The sequence below is a fragment of the Kitasatospora aureofaciens genome, from assembly GCF_019192735.1.
GTDB lineage: Bacteria > Actinomycetota > Actinomycetes > Streptomycetales > Streptomycetaceae > Kitasatospora > Kitasatospora aureofaciens_A.
The window spans coordinates 1-16,101 of sequence record NZ_JAHTKP010000084.1 but is presented as its reverse complement, the minus strand read 5'-3'; the positions used below and the strand labels follow the sequence as shown (position 1 = coordinate 16,101).

The 16,101-nt window shown below is 72.1% G+C and carries 11 protein-coding genes and 1 pseudogene; 6 read left to right on the top strand and 6 right to left on the bottom strand.

Annotation, left to right across the window (positions count from 1 at the left end; translation table 11 throughout):
- Positions 1-142: 142 nt before the first annotated feature.
- A complete protein-coding gene (locus KV557_RS44675; protein WP_218206176.1) occupies positions 143-1,699 on the top strand; it encodes an RICIN domain-containing protein in 1,557 nt (518 codons plus the stop codon).
- Positions 1,700-1,871: 172 nt separating this feature from the next.
- A pseudogene (locus KV557_RS37895) lies at positions 1,872-2,029 on the top strand (IS110 family transposase); the annotation flags it as partial.
- A 183-nt stretch (positions 2,030-2,212) separates the two neighbouring features.
- Here KV557_RS37895 and KV557_RS37890 read toward each other — a convergent pair.
- The 3 genes from KV557_RS37890 to KV557_RS37880 all read right to left on the bottom strand — a co-directional run bounded on the left by KV557_RS37890 (position 2,213) and on the right by KV557_RS37880 (position 4,977).
- Positions 2,213-3,532 carry a hypothetical protein gene (locus tag KV557_RS37890; protein WP_218206173.1) on the bottom strand — a complete coding sequence of 440 codons (1,320 nt, stop codon included), beginning with the start codon at positions 3,530-3,532 and terminating at the stop codon, positions 2,213-2,215.
- Positions 3,533-3,799: 267 nt separating this feature from the next.
- Positions 3,800-4,402, bottom strand: a complete 603-nt coding sequence (locus KV557_RS37885; protein ID WP_218206171.1) for a hypothetical protein — start codon at positions 4,400-4,402, stop codon at positions 3,800-3,802.
- Positions 4,375-4,977 (bottom strand): hypothetical protein, encoded by a 603-nt coding sequence (locus KV557_RS37880; protein ID WP_218206169.1) that lies wholly within the window; start codon positions 4,975-4,977, stop codon positions 4,375-4,377. Before KV557_RS37880 ends, KV557_RS37885 begins: the two co-directional genes overlap by 28 nt.
- Positions 4,978-5,199: 222 nt before the next feature.
- Between KV557_RS37880 and KV557_RS37875 the strand changes: the two genes are divergently transcribed.
- Positions 5,200-5,457, top strand: coding sequence for a hypothetical protein (locus KV557_RS37875; RefSeq protein WP_218206166.1), 258 nt, complete (start codon positions 5,200-5,202; stop codon positions 5,455-5,457).
- Positions 5,458-5,530: 73 nt separating this feature from the next.
- Here KV557_RS37875 and KV557_RS37870 read toward each other — a convergent pair whose 3' ends face one another.
- The 3 genes from KV557_RS37870 to KV557_RS37860 all read right to left on the bottom strand — a co-directional run bounded on the left by KV557_RS37870 (position 5,531) and on the right by KV557_RS37860 (position 8,729).
- The gene (locus tag KV557_RS37870; protein ID WP_218206163.1) at positions 5,531-5,899 is read right to left on the bottom strand and encodes a hypothetical protein; all 369 of its coding nucleotides are present in this window, start codon (positions 5,897-5,899) and stop codon (positions 5,531-5,533) included.
- A 336-nt stretch (positions 5,900-6,235) separates the two neighbouring features.
- Positions 6,236-7,318 (bottom strand): RICIN domain-containing protein, encoded by a 1,083-nt coding sequence (locus tag KV557_RS37865; protein WP_218206162.1) that lies wholly within the window; start codon positions 7,316-7,318, stop codon positions 6,236-6,238.
- An 85-nt stretch (positions 7,319-7,403) separates the two neighbouring features.
- On the bottom strand, positions 7,404-8,729 hold the full coding sequence (locus tag KV557_RS37860) for a hypothetical protein (protein ID WP_218206160.1): 1,326 nt from the start codon (positions 8,727-8,729) through the stop codon (positions 7,404-7,406).
- Between the two features lie 1,026 nt (positions 8,730-9,755).
- On the opposite strand from KV557_RS37860, the gene KV557_RS37855 reads away from it, so the two are divergent.
- The 3 genes from KV557_RS37855 to KV557_RS37845 form a co-directional block, all read left to right on the top strand.
- On the top strand, positions 9,756-13,784 hold the full coding sequence (locus tag KV557_RS37855; protein ID WP_218206158.1) for a Pls/PosA family non-ribosomal peptide synthetase: 4,029 nt from the start codon (positions 9,756-9,758) through the stop codon (positions 13,782-13,784).
- 389 nt (positions 13,785-14,173) lie between these two features.
- Positions 14,174-15,736 carry a Mur ligase domain-containing protein gene (locus KV557_RS37850; protein WP_218206157.1) on the top strand — a complete coding sequence of 521 codons (1,563 nt, stop codon included), beginning with the start codon at positions 14,174-14,176 and terminating at the stop codon, positions 15,734-15,736.
- The coding region (locus tag KV557_RS37845) for a hypothetical protein (protein ID WP_218206156.1) at positions 15,733-16,101 on the top strand (369 nt) is incomplete at its 3' end. The genes KV557_RS37850 and KV557_RS37845, both read left to right, overlap by 4 nt.

Genomic DNA, 16,101 nt, shown 5'->3' with positions numbered 1-16,101 from the left:
CCCACCGGCATGCTCAGGAGTGAAGATGCCACATTCGGGGACCGCGACGAGCCCGGAAGCCGATTCCGCACACCGGCTCCCGGGCAGCCGACAGCCGGACGAACCCAGCGCCACGCAGCCGACGAACCGTCACCAGGAGGCCGTGTCGGCGTACGCCAACACGTGCAGCGCCGACAGCCGCGCCGCGCAGGAGCTCGCGAACGAGGCGTGGCAGCGAGCAGTGGAAGCCTGCGGCCCCGGCAGCGACCCGGCCCCGAGCCGCCTGCACCTTCTGGCCGAGGTGACCAGGACAGCTGCCGAATGGGCCGACACGGGACGCGGATCGACACTGAGCCCGGCCTTCACCGCCTGGCTCGCAGACCTTCCCCGGCCCGGCGACGGAGCTGCGTCGGCGCGTGCGGCGCTCACCGCAGCGGAAGCGGACTCGCTCATCCTGAGCGCGTTCGAAAGCCTGCCCGCGGCACGGCAGGAAGATCTGTGGCAGCGCCTCGACGACACGACCGGGTCGCCCGCCCCGTGCACCGACAGCCCTGTCGGGCGCCGTCTCCAGGACGCCTGCCTCCAGGCCTACGCCTCCCGCGCGCCCCAGCGCTCCTGCCGGCACCTGGCCGCACGCCTCGGCGACCACGTCCGCCACGCCGGTAGCGGCGAAGCCGACGACCTCGACCGCCACCTCGCCAAGTGCGAGAGTTGCCAAAGTCTCCGGGCCGACCTCGACGCCATTCGCACCTGGCAACGGCCCGCCCTGCTCAAGGCACTGGTGCTGTGGGACGCGGGATCATCGCCCTCGGCCATGGCCCTCGCACCCGAGCAGGAGCCCCAGGACCCGACGCCCATCGATCCGAAATCCGACGATCCCAACCCCGGCACCCACGACAGGAACCGGCGCCTGCCCCGAGCGGCACGCACCGACGGCCGAACCGGTTGGCGCCTGCTCATACCCCTCGCCGCGGCAGGCGCCGGCGCCCTGGCCGCACTCGCCATCGCCGGCCTGCTCCTCACCACAGTGGAGAGGGCCGGAGAACATCCGCAGCCGGTCGACGCCCCGACCCTGCCCGCTCCCGGCAGGTCACTGCCGACCAACGGCTCCGACGATGCGCCGCCGGAAATCGGCCCGGCCGCAATGTCCTCCCTTCCGCCCACCGCCTCCGCCTCAGCCGCGGTTCCCACCAGCACCCCCCCATCGCCCACCCGACCGGTGACCGCCATGCCCACCAACACCACCCCTTCACCCACGCAACCGGTCGCCGCAGGGCTTCCGCTCGTCAACCACGGCTCGGAGCTCTGCGTCGGCCTCACGACCGCCGCACAGACCGCCGGCCCGCTTCAGCTCCAGCCATGCAACGGCCAGGCCACCCAGCGCTGGCAGCGGCTACCGGCCGGACAGGACACCTACCAGCTGCGCAACACCGGCACCGGGACATGTCTCGACGGCACCACCACGGGCGGAAACAGTGTCACTGTCACCCTCACGGCCTGCCGATCCGATACAGCCGAGCAACTCTGGCGATTCGCTCCGGACGCCCAGGCAGCCGCATTCCGCCTCCTGTTCGTTCCACCGGTCCCCTCCAGCGACTATCCCGCGCACCTCCTGGGCCCCCAAGACTGGACGAAGGCGAATCCACCGCACCCGGGATCACTTCTGATGCACCTGCCGAACTACTACAACTCCGACAGCTTCCTCTTCACCATGGGCTGACCCGGGACCCGGACACCGGCACCGCGCGCCGGGGGCACGGCCGGACTGCCCGCGGATCGCAGGCGGCGTGGCGTGCGGGAGATCTCCCGCGACACATATTCCATCCCGGCGGGGCGACGAACTGGCCGATACTCCGGCCCCAGGACGCCAGGAGTGACCCTCGAGGGGTTCGGTGCTCGACACCAGTGACACGGCGGTCTTCCCGGCCTGGACGTCGGCAAGGGCACCCACCACGGCCACGGTCTGACCGCCGCAGGCAAGACCGTCTTCGACAAAGGGCCGTCCAACAGCGAACCGAAGCTGCGGGACGCCTTCGACAAGCTCACCGCCAGCGACGTCGTAGCCGGAGTCCGTGACGACCAGCATCTCGTCGGCTGGGAGACTCACAGGCAGCGGCCGTTCTCTCGTACTTCGTTACCGGACATCTCGAAGCGTGGAGAACGGCCGCGTCGCCTGTCCCCGGTTCCCGGGGATCTCAGCAGGCCGAGTGACCGGCGAGGTTGAACGACAAGCTCAGAAGTGGTTGCCGAAGGCCGACGGGATCTGGATGGGCATGGCGGTCGGCGTTCCGCCGGCTGCCTGACTGGGAGTGGCGATCGGCTTTCCGCCAGCCGTGGGGCTGGGCGTGACGGTCGGCGTTCCGCCGGCTGTCGGGCTGGGGGCCGGCGCGAGGACCTGGCGGCAGCCTAGGCCGGTGAAGGAGTCGGCGAACCGCTGGTTCAGGAAGTCGAACAGCGTGCGTCCAGGCTGCGGCGAGGCGGCCTTGGCAGTGAACTCCTTGTCCCGTAGGAGCCGTTGGGTGTCCACGGTGGCGAGGGCCTGACAGTAGGTGCGAAGATCCGTGGTTGTGGCGTGATCGGCCGGCGGCGGGTTGCCGTCAGCGGGGAACTGCCGGGTCCGGTCCTTGCCTCCCACGGGCGGCGGGCCGGTGGGGCTTCCGGTGAGCGGGACCAGGCCCACGGGGGATGCCTTGAAGTTGGCTACCTGGAGCTCGTTCAGGGCGAGCGAGGTGACCCTACTGCCCGGGTCTGCCAGGTCGGGAGCCGTCCACGGGGTGCAGCCGAGCGCCGGGTCGATGAAGTTCGTGAGCAGCAGGTTGTCGCTGCCGGTGGACGGCGCGACGGCGCTGCGTGCCACGGTCGAGCCGGACAGCCGGCCGGTGGTGGCGGCGGTCCGCTGTGCTGTCGCACCGCGTGCGGTGATCAGGTACTCGGTGGTCACGTTGCCGTCGTGGTCCTGCCCGACGATGCCCAGGTCGCGGGTGGTCGGGCAGGGGCGGCCGTCACGGGCCATGCCCAGCGGCGGCACGACGAGCCGACCGGCGCTCTGCGCGGACCACGCAGAGTTGAAGAACTCGGCGGCATTGCAGGAGGCGAACTGGCCGAACGGCTGCATCGGTGATCGGCCTGCGCACTTGCCGGCGGCGGCGTGGCCGGCCAGGGTGAGGGTATTGCCGTCGAAGCTGAACCAGACGCCGACGACAGCGTGTTCGGGCAGCTTGGGCAGAACCGGGGCGACGGCGGGCTCACTGCCCTTGTCGGTCACCAACGGGTTGTAAACGAAGACCTTTCCGGTGTCCGGGTCGAGCACGGTGGCCTGCACGAAGGCCGCCTGGTGCGAGTTGCTCTCGTGGCAAGGGCCCTTGGCGGGGTCGGTGGCTGTCAGGACATAGGGGGTGGCCAGCCCGCGGGCGGTGAGTGGTGCGTCGGGCACGGTGAGCGTGCAGTCCGGGGCGGGCGGGGCGGCGACGGGGACGGTGTCGGCGAAGGAGACGCTCAGCAAGGACGCGCCGACGGCGAGCAGCCCACCGAGAGTCAGGCTGAGCGTGGCCACCCGGCTTCTGTCGGGCCGGGACTGGTGTCTGTTCGGTGTTCTGGGCATGCGTTGATCCTTTTGTCGTCGGACGTCGAAGGAGTGGCGGTACGGACACGATCGACAGTGCATCGATCCGAATCCTGGGCGGGGCCTGCCGATAGCGAAGGAGCGGGCGTCGGCCCGACAGCCGAAACACGCCGCTTGGTGGACCCGATCGTGCGGAGCGAGACGAGTTGTCGGTCGCGGTGGAGCGCAGGGCCGGCGCAGGGCATTGGTTGACGCCCATCAGCGGTTCTGCCAGGAGTCGATGATGTACATGGGAGGCTGGGGCTGGGTGGGCTGAGGCCACTGGACACCGGTGGTCCAGGTCAGGTCCGTGGACGGGTACTGCGCCTCGACGCCGGCCGGATACGCGGACCCGGGCTGGCCGGGGAAGGCCTGGGGCGGGTACGGCTGGGGGTACGCCTGCTGCTGTCGGGGGTCGAGCGCGGGCGCGATTGCCTGGGGGGCCCAGAACGTGGCGGGTGTCTGGGGCATGGCCTGGTACTGCTGCTGTTGGAGCGCCGCCTGTTCGGCCAGGTACTGCTGGTGCCCGGCGACGAGCATCGCGTTGAGTTCGCCGGTGTCCCATCGGGTGGTGGCGGGTTGCGCGCTCGCGGGTTCTTCGGTGGCCACGGGTTCGCCGGGCGGGAGGTCCACGTCGAGGGCGAGCAGGGCGGAGGATTCGCCGAAGACCGGCAACTGGTCGCCGGATGTCGTGGTGTTCGCGCGCCCGCCGGGGGTGGTCAGATCGGTGGCCAGCAGGCGGCGGTTGGCGTTGACGCCGGTGGTGTTCCGGCCCACGCCGTACAGGAACTTGATCAGCAGGACGAAGGCGACGGCGGCCATGTTGACGCCGTAGGACCAGATGACCCAGCCCTTGGCCGGCCGGCCTCCAGTCCGTGGGCGAGGGCGAGCGGCCAGGAGGCGTAGGCGACCCAGTGCATGGGCCGCCACAGCCGGGTGAGGCGGGGGTTGGCGGTGAACCGTCCGCGCAGTGCGCCGGTCACGGCGGCGAGGACGAGTAGTTCGGCGGCGAGAGTGCCGACGCCGACCACGAACCGGGTGCCGGGAGCGAACGGCACCACGGCCGTGGCCGGCGCGGCGTGGCCCTCGGCGACCTTGTTCCCGATGTGGATCACCAGGGTCACCACAGCGGCCGTGGACAGCGCGCGGTGCAGCGCCTGGACGACTACCCGGTGACGTGGTGTCAGGACCGTGCGATCGGCGGCGAGCAGGCCGAGGGTGACGCTGCCGCTGAGGGCCATCAGGGTCAGTACGCCGAAGAAGAAGTCGACGAACCGGAGCACCGCCTCCGTGCCGCTGCGGTTGTGCGCCGTCGCCGGGAGCTGGAGCGCCTGCAGCACGGTCGCGACCACACCGAGGACCACCACCAGCGCGACGGCCAGGATCGGAACGGGCAACCGCGGCAGCTCCGAGGCCTCCCCAGCGACAGCGGCGCGAAGCCGCCCGAACGCCCCCGCTGCCGAACGACGGCTTGGCGAATTCGATTTCCTCAAGGTCTCTCCTCGTCGAGTGGCAGCCGCCTGATCTCATGGCAGACCGGTTCACGTACTTCCCGGCGACACCGGAGACCTGCGCGGATGAGCGGCCGCCCTGAGTGCACGGGTAAACTTCCGGGCAGGTTGCGGCAGCGGGCCTACCAGTGGCTGCCGAAGACCGGAATGGGATCAGAACCCGTCATAGTCGGCATACCGGTCGGCATCGACGTCGGAACGCCGGTGGGCATACCGGCCGGCATCGGCGCAGGCATACCGGAAGGCATTCCGGTGAGCTTGGGCATCGGCATACCGGACTTTCCGCCAGTGGGCATACCGGTCGGCATACCGGAAAGCGGGAGTTGGGGATGGGCGTTCCATGCTGCGTTCCTCCAGGATGGGTGATCCGATGGGTGTGGTGCGGCAGGTGGCGGAGCCGGGTGCGCCGATTCAAGACCTGGTCGTGCCCGCCGGCCGATCATCCAGCGGTGGCCGGCCGGTACGCGTTCTCGCCGTCGGTCGACGTCGGCACGGCTGCCTGCCCGACCGAGCGCGGGACCGCCACAACGGCCGCAGACCGGGCCGGGATGCCGCTCTCCAGAAAGGCCGGCGACGCCGGCGTGCCGTCATGGGCACCGGCCACAGTGCCAGGAGTGTCGTGGGCCGGAGTCACCGGGCGGCTACGGGACCCCGGCCGACGACTCACCGCTTCGTCGGTGGCGACCCGCCGCAGCGCTTCGGCGGCCGATACCGCCGCGGGGGCACCGACTTCGGCGGCGTGTTCCCAGAGCGGGCGGACCACTCGTTCCGGGGCGGCTGCCCCGGTGGGGTCGGTCATGTCGTTCATGGAGTGATCCTCACTGTGCGGGTCGGGGACGCGAGGAGCCGCAGTGGAACGGCCGGAAGTCGGGGGCCGGTGACGCGGCGAGTGCCAGGGGCGTGAAGCCCGGACTCCGCCTGCCAGACGGACCGTGCGGGCGGAGCGGTCGGGGAAACCGCGAGCCCGGTACGGAAAGCCCTCAGAGCCTGGCTGACTGAGACCGACACTAAGGCCCGTCCACTCTCCGAAACACCGCCTCCGTGGAACTTTCGATTCCGCTAAGGGATCGCTCACCCCTGGCTTCGCCGTGCCTCGGGACGTGCCGGAACCGATTGCCAACGACGTTGTGCCGTAACGGCGTTGTCAGGCCCGGCTGGCCGGGCCGGGGCAGGTCCACAGTTGGAGCGGGGTGCCGTTGGCCCGGTATCCATCAAGTACGTCCAGGCACAGCCCGGATCTGGCGTTGGCCAGATTGCCGTCCGGGCGCACGGTCCACTTCTGGCTGTCCGATCCGGTGCAGAGGATGGCCATCACCCGGGTACCGTCCTGCCCGAAGTCCTGTGCGGGAGCAAGGCAGAGCGTGCTGTTGGCTGTGCGCAGTTCGTCGGCGGCGGTACGGGTCCACTGCTGCGTCGCGCGCCCGTCGCAGGTCCAGATCTGCAGGCTGCCGTCCGGGCCGGCTGTCAGGCAGTTGCCGGACGCGGCGTCCACCAGCACCTGGGCGGCAGGAACTACGGGCGGGGTCGAGCGAATGGTGCCGACCGGCGCCGACGCGACGGAGCCCGGTGTGGTGCCCGCCGGCGCCGGTACGGCGGGGCTCGGCGTGGTGCCCGCCGGCGCCGGCGCGACGGAGCCCGGTGTGCTACCGACCGGCTGCGGGGACGGCGCCCCGCTCGGGGAGGGCGACGCGAACGGCGAGAGCGAGAAATCGTTCTGCCCAACCGGGCCGCCGGGGATGGCCACCGCCGTCCCGTCCCCGGAGCCGGCCGGCGCGGTCAGTCCCGATATCTGCGTATACAGGACCACCCCCACCGTCAAGGCCAGCGCGAAGATCAGCACCGTCCTGCGGGTGAGCTGGCGGGCGGTAGCCCCGGACGACTGTGGATGTCGGCGTCTTCCAGGACCGGGATCACCGGCGCGGCGCTCGGCGGACGGATCCAGTTCGCCGATGACCGGAAGCACGATTGTCTCCGCCTCGGTTCCCGCCTCCGGCGCATCGAGTTCCAGGAGGTACGGCGGGATGCGCAGATCGAGGAGGGGGTCCGGCGGGAACGGGGCGTCGGATTGTGAATTGCAGATGTGGCCGGTGCCAGGCCCGCCGAAACCGCAGCGCTGACATCGTGGTCTGGAGTGCATTGGCACAACTCTCTTTGCTGTTATGCCGCTGGCAGGTGCGGCGCTGGTGGCCGGCAGCGCGCCGGCCTCTCCCGGCGCCAACGCGATCACCCGGGCTCCTCGTCACCCCGGTGGCTCGTCCGGGGTGACGAGCAGGGGTGCCGCCGGGCGGACGGACCGGGCCAGGCGGCTGGTCCTACTGCCCTGCGTTGCAGCAGGGCGGGAACTGGCTGATGGTGGTGGTGGGCTTGGCGCTCGTGTTCGGCGGGACCGTGGGTTTGGTTGACACCGTGGGAACCGCGGTGGGCTTGCCGCTCATGCTCGGGCTCGGGCTGGGCTTGCCGGTCGGAGTCGGGGCGGGCTGCTGGCAGCCAAGGCTGGTGAGCGAGGTGGTGTAGCGCTGGCTGAGGAAGTCGAAGAGGTTCTGCCCGGCCTGCAGCGAGGCCGCCGCGGTGGTGAACTGCCTGTCGAGGGCGATACGTTGGGCACCGGCCGTGGTCATGCCGGTGCAGTACGCCGCCGAGTCACCGTTGGCGGCGGCGCCCAGCGGCGGCTGGTCCACGCCCGCGCGGTAAAGGTCGACCTTGGCCGGGTTCTGCTTGCCGCTCTCCTGGACCATGGGGTCACTGAGCGGGACCAGGGCGATCGGGGCGGCCTGGAACTTGGCCGCCTGCAGCTCGTTCAGCGCGAGCGAGGTGACGTTGCTGCCCGGGTCGGCGAGGTCCGGGGCGGTCCACGGGGTGCAGCCGAGGGCGGGGTCGATGAAGTTGTCGAGCAGCAGGTTGTCACTGCCGTTCAGCAACGCGGTGGGCTGCATCATCTTCATCCCCCCGCTCAACGCAGCGGAGTTCTTCTTGGTCTTCTGCGCCGTTGTACCTTTCGCCGTCGCCAGGTACTCGGAGGTGACGTTGTCGCTCTGGTCCTGGTCAACGACACCGTAGTCGCGGGTGGTCGGACAGGGCTTGCCGTCCTTGGCGGTACCCAGCGCCGGAATCTTCAGCTTGCCGGCCTTGTCGGCCGCATTCGCCGCGGTGAAGAAGGCGGGAGCGTTGCAGTAGGCGAACTGCCCGAACGGCTGGCCGCCCGGGGTGCCGCCGACGCACTTTCCGGCGGCGGTCTGCCCGGCCATGGTCAGGACGTTGCCGGTGAATCCGAACCAGATGCCGACGACGGCACCGGCCGGCAGGGCCGGAACGACGGGCGCGGCGGCAGGTTTGGTCCCCTTGTCCACCACGAGGGGGTTGTAGACGGACACTGCTCCGGTGGCCGGGTCGACCACGGTGGCCTGGACGAACGCCGACTGGTTGGCGTTGGCCTCGTGGCACGCCCCCTGGGCGGCGTTGGTGGCCGACAGGACGTACGGCGTGGCCAGACCCTTCGCGGTGAGCGGGTTGGCGGGCACCTTCAGGGTGCAGTTCATGTTGGGCTGGGCGGGCGGCGCGGGCGTGGTGGCGGCGAAGGACACCCCCAGAGCGGCGGCGCCGGCGGTGAGCACGCCGCCCAGGCCGAGGCTGAGCGCCATCACCTTGCGGCTTCGACCGCGGGCGCGATGGCGAAATGGATCGTGTTTCATGTCAGTACTCCTGAAGGAGGCACCGGCACGGCTGATGCCTCGTCGGGGGAGGAAGGAGGAGGCGATTGCTGACAGGGGGGATCGCAATCGCGGTCGTTCTCCGGCGATGGCCGGCCAGGACGGTTACGGGCTGACGGCCCGGCAGATCGGCCGCTGGTGACATGGATGCTAAGAGATCCACGCGCTCGACGCTCCGTTCAGCGCCATCCCTAAACGACACATAAGGTTTTGCTCATTCAGGAGAGTGCTCACCCGGCCCGGCGGGCACGGCCGACATTTCCGACACACTCCGGTGATCCACTTCATGGCGACAAGGGCGTCACAGCCACCGCCACATCGGCCCTGACCTGCAGTGTCCTGACCCAGCGAGCGCCTTTGCGGGCCACGGACGAGACTGAGCGAATCCTTAGCAACCTCTTAAGGCGTATGCCGCCATCGGACCTTGACGTCGTTGTGCCTATACGCTCGGCGGCGTACCGCAGGCCGGAAACCTCCTGTCCCGTCCCGCAGTTGCCATCCAGGTCGCGGTCTCCCGCCGCCGTTCCTGAGGTGACGACCGGCAATCGATCCGCCGGGCCGGACACCGACCCGGTTTCAACCCATCACGGTGCAACGGCCACGGACGGCACCTGCGATCACGACGCCGACCCTCCGCGGTCGATGCCGCCAGGAGGTATGAAGATCACGACGACAGGCCTTCCCCAGCCCCAGCCCCAGCCACTGCCCTTCAGCGGATACGAGAACACCTCTTACCCGCCGGATTCCTACGTCAGCCCGCCGTACGACGCTCAGTTCGGCATCTGACCCTCGTGAGATCGAACCCCAGATCAGACCCGGCATGGAATGGCATTTGATGCTCTGTTCATCCGTGCACTTCGGAGTGATTGCCGTGGTGTCTGCACGCCCGTTCGGCCGCCGGCGGATGAGGAGTCCCGTCGGCAGAGAATCGAGAAGCCCTGCCGATGGAGACATTCGATGGAGACATGCGAGTATTTCGGGGCGGAAAGTCCCGGCGAGGTCACTCCAGACGTAACTGCCGGGGCGCTCTGGCCGCTCGCCCCGGCCGCCCCGGCCCGCACGCTGCTCGACACCCTCGTAGCGGCCGCCGAGGCCTGCCCGCACACCCCCGCGCTGGACGCCGGCGGCGAGGTGCTCGACTACCGCACGCTGCTGCGCCAGGTCGCCGAGTTCGCCGGCCGACTCGCCGCCGCGGGGATCGGCCGGGGCGACCGGGTCGGTGTGCGGGTGCCGTCCGGCACCGCCGACCTCTACCTCGCCATCCTCGCCGTGCTGCGGGTCGGCGCCGCGTACGTCCCGGTGGACGCCGACGACCCGGACGAGCGGGCCGAGATGATCTGGCAGGACGCCCAGGTCTGCGCGGTGCTCGGGGCCGGCCGCACCATCACGCCCAGCCCGCACGTCCGCCCCGGCGGGCAGCCGGCCTGGCCGTCGCCGACCGACGACGCCTGGATCATCTTCACCTCCGGCACCACCGGCCGCCCCAAGGGCGTCGCCGTCACCCACCGCTCGGCGGCGGCCTTCGTGGACGCCGAGGCCCGGCTGTTCCTGCAGCGCCGGCCGCTCGGCCCGGGCGACCGGGTGCTGGCCGGCCTGTCCGTCGCCTTCGACGCCTCCTGCGAGGAGATGTGGCTGGCCTGGCGGCACGGCGCCTGCCTGGTGCCCGCGCCACGCTCGCTGGTCAAGGCCGGCACCGACCTCGGGCCCTGGCTGGTCGAGCGCGGCATCACCGTGGTCTCCACCGTGCCGACGCTGCTCGCGCTCTGGCCGGCGGAGTGCCTGGCCCAGGTCCGCCTGGTGATCGTCGGCGGCGAGGCTTGCCCGCCCGAGCTCGTCGAGCGGATCGCGGTGCCCGGCCGGGAGTTCTGGAACACCTACGGCCCGACCGAGACCACCGTGGTCGCCACCGCCGCGCAGATGCATCCCGGGCAGCCGGTGCGGATCGGCGCCCCGCTGGACGGCTGGGAGATCGCCGTGGTGGACGGCGAGGGCAAGCCGGTCGCCTGGTACGAGACCGGTGAGCTGGTGATCGGCGGCGTCGGCACCGCCCGCTACCTGGACCCGGAGAAGGACGCCCAGAAGTACGGCCACAGCCCCTACCTGCGCAGCCCGCGGGTCTACCGCTCCGGTGACCTGGTGCGGGCCGAGCCGGAGGGCCTGGTCTTCGTCGGCCGCGCCGACGAGCAGATCAAGCTGGCCGGCCGCCGGATCGAGCTGGGCGAGGTGGACGCCGCGCTGCAGGCACTGCCGAGGGTACGGGCCGCCGCGGCGGCCGTGCGCAAGACCCCGGCCGGCGGCGAGGTGCTGGTCGGCTACCTGGTGCTGCACGACGGCGCCCCGTTCGACCCGGCCGCCGCCCGTTCGCTGCTGCTGGAGCGACTGCCGCAGTCGCTGGTGCCGGTGCTCGGCGTGGTGGACCAGCTGCCCACCAAGACCTCCGGCAAGGTCGACCGGAGCGCCCTGCCCTGGCCGCTGGCCACCACCGGCCCGGCCGCCGCCGACGGCCCGCGCCCGACCGGTACGGCCGGCTGGCTGGCCGGGCAGTGGGAGGCGCTGCTGGGCACCCCGGTCGGCGCCGACGGCGACTTCTTCGCGCTCGGCGGCACCAGCCTGTCCGCCGCCAAGCTGGTCTCGGTGCTGCGCGAGCGGTACCCCGCCGTCTCGATCGCGGACCTCTACGCCCGCCCCGGCCTGCTCGACATGGCCGCCAGGCTGGACGAGTTGGGCGGCCCGCCGCGCGAGCAGCGGACCGTCCGGCCGACCCCGCGCCGGGCCGGTCTGGTGCAGTTCCTGGTACTCGCCGTGCTGTACACGGTCAGCAGCCTGCGCTGGGTGCTCGGCCTCGCCGCGCTGGACAACCTGTCCGGCGGCACCCTGTTGCGAGCGCCGTACACCCCGTGGTGGCTGATCCTCATCGGCTGGGCGGTGCTGTCCAGCGCCCCCGGGCGGCTGGTGATCGGGGCCGGCACGGCCCGGCTGCTGACCACCGGGGTGAAGCCCGGCAGCTATCCGCGCGGCGGCTCGGTGCACCTGCGGCTGTGGGCCGCCGAGCGGACGGTCGCGATGTTCAACGTCGCAGTAGTGGCTGGTACCCCATTGGCCCGCTACTACGCCCGAGCACTTGGCTGTGAGATCGGTGAAGACGTCCATATGCACGCGATGCCGCCGGTGAGCGGCCTCGGCCGGTTCGGCGCGGGCTGCTCGATCGAGCCCGAGGTCGACCTGGCCGGCTGGTGGCTGGACGGCGACCTGCTGCACCTGGGCGCGGTCGAGGTCGGCGAGGGCGCCCGGGTCGGCACCCGGTCCACCCTGATGCCGGGCGCCCGGGTCGGTGCCCGGGCCGACGTCGCCCCCGGCAGCTGCGTACTCGACCCGGCGCCGGCCGACGCGCACGTGCACGGCTCGCCGGCCCGCCCGGTCCCCGACGCCGCCCCTGCGGGTTCCGGCTGGCCTCGCCCCGAGCATCACCGGTCCCGCCGCTGGGAACTCACCTACAGCCTTGGCCTGTTCGGCTTCGGCCTGCTGCCGCTGGCCTCCGCGGCGCCGGCCCTGGTGCTCGCCTACCCGCTGCTGGACACCGACCGGATGCTGGGCTCCGCGCTGCTGCAGCTGATGCTGGTGACGCCGGTGCTGGTGGCGGTCTCGGTGAGCTGCTACGCGCTGCTGCTGGTGCTGCTGGTCCGGCTGTTCAGCCGGCCGATCAGGCCGGGGTACCACCCGGTGCACGGCCGGGTCGGCTGGTGCGTCTGGGTGGTCGCGCGGCTGATGGACACCGCGCGCGGCTCGCTCTTCCCGTTCTACGCCAGCCTGTTCACGCCGGTCTGGCTGCGGCTGCTGGGCGCGAAGGTCGGGCGCCGGGTGGAGGCCTCGACGGTGCTCACGCTGCCCGGGCTGATGCGAGTGGACGACGGTGCGTTCCTCGCCGACGACACCCTGATCGCACCGTTCGAGGTGCGCGGCGGCTGGCTGCGGCTCGGGGCGGCCCGGGTCGGCCGACAGGCCTTCGTGGGCAACTCCGGCATCGTCGCGGCCGGCCGCGAGCTGCCGGACAACGCGTTGGTCGGCGTGCTCGCCGACACGCCGCCGCACGCCACGCCGGGCTCGTCCTGGCTCGGCCGGCCGGGCATCGCGCTGCCCCGGGTCGCGGACACCGGCGACCCGAGCCGCACCTACAGCCCGCCCCGGCGGCTGGTGCTGGCGCGGGCCGCCGTGGAGCTGTGCCGGTTCCTGCCGGTGGTGTGCACCGCGCTACTGGGCGACCTGGCCTTCGCCGCCCTGCAGGACGTGATGGACACCGACGGCCTGGCGGCCGCCATCGCCTGCGGCGGTCTGGTGCTGCTCGGCGCCGGCATCGCCGCCTGCGTGACCACCACCCTGGTGAAGTGGCTGCTGCTGGGCCGGTTCCGGGCCGCCGAGCACCCGCTCTGGTCGACCTTCGTCTGGCGCAACGAGCTGTACGACACCTTCGTCGAGGCGCTCGCCATGCCTTGGCTGGGCTCGGCCCTGATCGGCACGCCGTTCCTGAACATCTGGCTGCGCAGCCTGGGCGCCCGGATCGGCCGGGGTGTGTGGTGCGAGACGCACTGGCTGCCGGAGACCGACCTGGTGCGGGTGGACGACGGCGCCAGCGTCAACCGCGGGGTGGTGCTGCAGACGCACCTGTTCCACGACCGGGTGATGCGGCTGGACGAGGTGCACCTGACCGAGGGCTCGTCGATCGGACCGCACTCGATCGTCCTGCCGGGGGCCACCCTCGGGCCGGGCTCGTCGGTCGGCGCGGCCTCGCTGGTGATGCGCGGCGAGGAGGTGCCGCCGGCCACTCGCTGGCTCGGCAACCCGGTAGCCACCTGGTCGCAGACGCTCCCCGAAACCCCCGGGCACCGCAGCCGCGGAAGACACCGCGCGCCCAAGGCCGGACGGACAGCCCCGACGATGCCTCACCCGCCAGAGGCGATGAACTCAGGACCGAGTACCTCGCAACGCTGAACGGCGGTCAGCAGAAGACCAAGGCGACACAGCACGGTCCACCGATCGGACGCGCTTCGGTCCGGCACAGGCCCGCCGCCGGCCATGCGTCCCTGGCGCAGGCGGAGCCCCGGAGACGAAAGGCGCCGCCACCCACCGCCGGCTGCCGCGCTCGCTGGCCGAGGCGCTCACCGCGTTCGAGACCGGCCGGCTCGCCTCCGATGTGCTCGGCGAGCAGGTCGTCGCGCACCTGGCCGGTGTCGCCCGCCTGGACCTGGAGCACCACGCCGCCCGCGTCACCGAACCGAGCTGGAGCGCGGTCTCACCCAGGCATGAGCCCCGGGTCGGCGGCGGGTCGACCCCCTCCCCGCCCCTCCCAACTTCCTTCCATTGACTTCCCGTTGGAGACCATGATGGACACCACCCCCCACCCCGGCAGCCACCCCGTCGCGGGCCCGGCCACGTCTGCCGTGCCCGATCTGCTGAGGGCCGTACACCTGGTCGATGTCGCCGCTCCCGGCATGAAGGGCCTGGCCCTGTGGCTGGCCGGCAGTGGCGCCGACGTCACCGGCAGCGTCCCCGAGGCCGACCGGGACAGCCCGGCGGTGGCCGCGCTGAGAGCTGCCGGCGTCCAGGTGCGGGTGGGCTTCGAGCCTGAGCACGTGCGCACCGACCGGACGGCCGTGGTGTGGTCGGGTGTCTTCGCCGGGGCACATCCCGAGCTCGACCACGCCCAGGTGCTGCGGCTGCCGATTCTCGGCCGGGCCGCCGCGCTCACGGCCATCTGCGCCCAGGCGGGGTCCGAGGCGGTGGCGGTGGCGGGCAGTCACAGCACCGCGAGCGCGGCAGCCGCCCTGGCCGCCGTGCTGGATGACGGCCGGACGGGCTGGGTCCTGAACGCCCCGGCCGGCGGCGGCAGCGCCGGCCACGCCGGGGACGGCCGTATCGTCGCGGACTTCTGCCCGGACACCGCCACCCACGAAGCCGCTCCGCCCGGCGCCCGGCAGCACCGCCCCGCACCGCACTTCCTCCACCACGAGCCCCACTTCGCCGCCGCGCTCATCCTGTCCACCGGCGCGAACGCCCCGCACTACGAGGACAACATCGCCGGCCTCGACGCCGCCGAGCGCCTCGCCCGCCGCGCCGGCACCGTCGTCCTGCCCACCTGGGACAACGGCGCGAAGATCCTGCGCGAGCGCCTGGGCGACCGGCCCGGACCGCATGTGGTCACCGTCGGCACCGACCCGGCCGATACCGTGTGGATCATGAGGCCCCGCTGGACCGGCGAGGACTTCCGCGTCACCCTGCGACACGAGGGGACGGACCACGCCTTCGTCCTCCCGGTCACCGGCCGCCACCACGCCCTGGCCGTGTGCGCCGCCATCGCCACCGCCCTGGTCCTGGGCGAGGACCCGCAGACCCTCGCCGAGCGAGCCAGCGCTTTCCGCGGCGTCGAGCGTTCGCTGGCCACGGTCGGCACGCAGTCCGGCATCACCGTGGTGGACTCCCGTGCCCGGCACCCGCGCGAGATCGCCCAGGACGTCACGGCCGCCCGGATGCTCACCGAGGGCTCGCTGGTCGTGGTCCTGGAGCCGGATGGCATCGCCCGCACCAGCGCACACGCCGCCGAACTCGGCGCCGCTCTCGGCGATGCCGACCACGCGGTGCTGCTACCGGTCAGCACCCCGCTTGCCGCCCACCTCGCACCTGATCCGCTGGACGCTGTCGAGCAGGCCGCCCGCCAGGCGCTCGGAGCAGGAGCCGTCCACCGCGTCCGCTCCGGACCGTGCGAACCCGGCCCGGAGCAGCGGATCTTCGAGACAACCACCGAGGGCGACCTCGTGCTGGTCGTCGGGACCGACCAGGCGGAACGGCTCGGACCGAGGCTGCTGTTCCACCTCGCCGCCCCGGACGTACCGATCCCGCAGCAGCTGCGACCCGCCCGAACCACCCCGACGGAGAAGACGCCGTGACCTTCGGCACTCCGCCCAACCTCACCGGCGCCGAGCGCAGGCCGATCGTCCTGGCGGCTGCCGGCGCCGGCCACGACCAGATCGCCGCCGACCCCGAGACGCGGCTGAGGGGGCGCCCCTCACTCCAGGGACTGAGGGGCGCCCGGAGCACACCGGCCAGCAGGCCCCAGACACAATCCCGCGAGCGGCGTCTCCGCACCCATGAGGGCGCTACCCGCGCGACCATGGCGAGGGCCGGGCGCCCGTCCACCCAGGAGCGCCAGGTGCAGCGCCGCGCCTGCCCCGCCTCGCCGACAACCGAGCCACGCCCGATCTCCCCCCGGCCCCGTGCGGCCGCCGTACCCCCCGGTGCGCGCGACCTGCCC

What these genes read in the sequence shown, in the direction of transcription:
- KV557_RS37885 (WP_218206171.1), bottom strand. Translation starts at nt 4,402, where the DNA reads ATGGCCGCCGTCGCCTTCGTCCTGCTGATCAAGTTCCTGTACGGCGTG.
- KV557_RS37870 (WP_218206163.1), bottom strand. Translation starts at nt 5,899, where the DNA reads ATGAACGACATGACCGACCCCACCGGGGCAGCCGCCCCGGAACGAGTG.
- KV557_RS37860 (WP_218206160.1), bottom strand. Translation starts at nt 8,729, where the DNA reads ATGGCGCTCAGCCTCGGCCTGGGCGGCGTGCTCACCGCCGGCGCCGCC.
- KV557_RS37855 (WP_218206158.1), top strand. Translation starts at nt 9,756, where the DNA reads ATGGAGACATGCGAGTATTTCGGGGCGGAAAGTCCCGGCGAGGTCACT.
- KV557_RS37850 (WP_218206157.1), top strand. Translation starts at nt 14,174, where the DNA reads ATGATGGACACCACCCCCCACCCCGGCAGCCACCCCGTCGCGGGCCCG.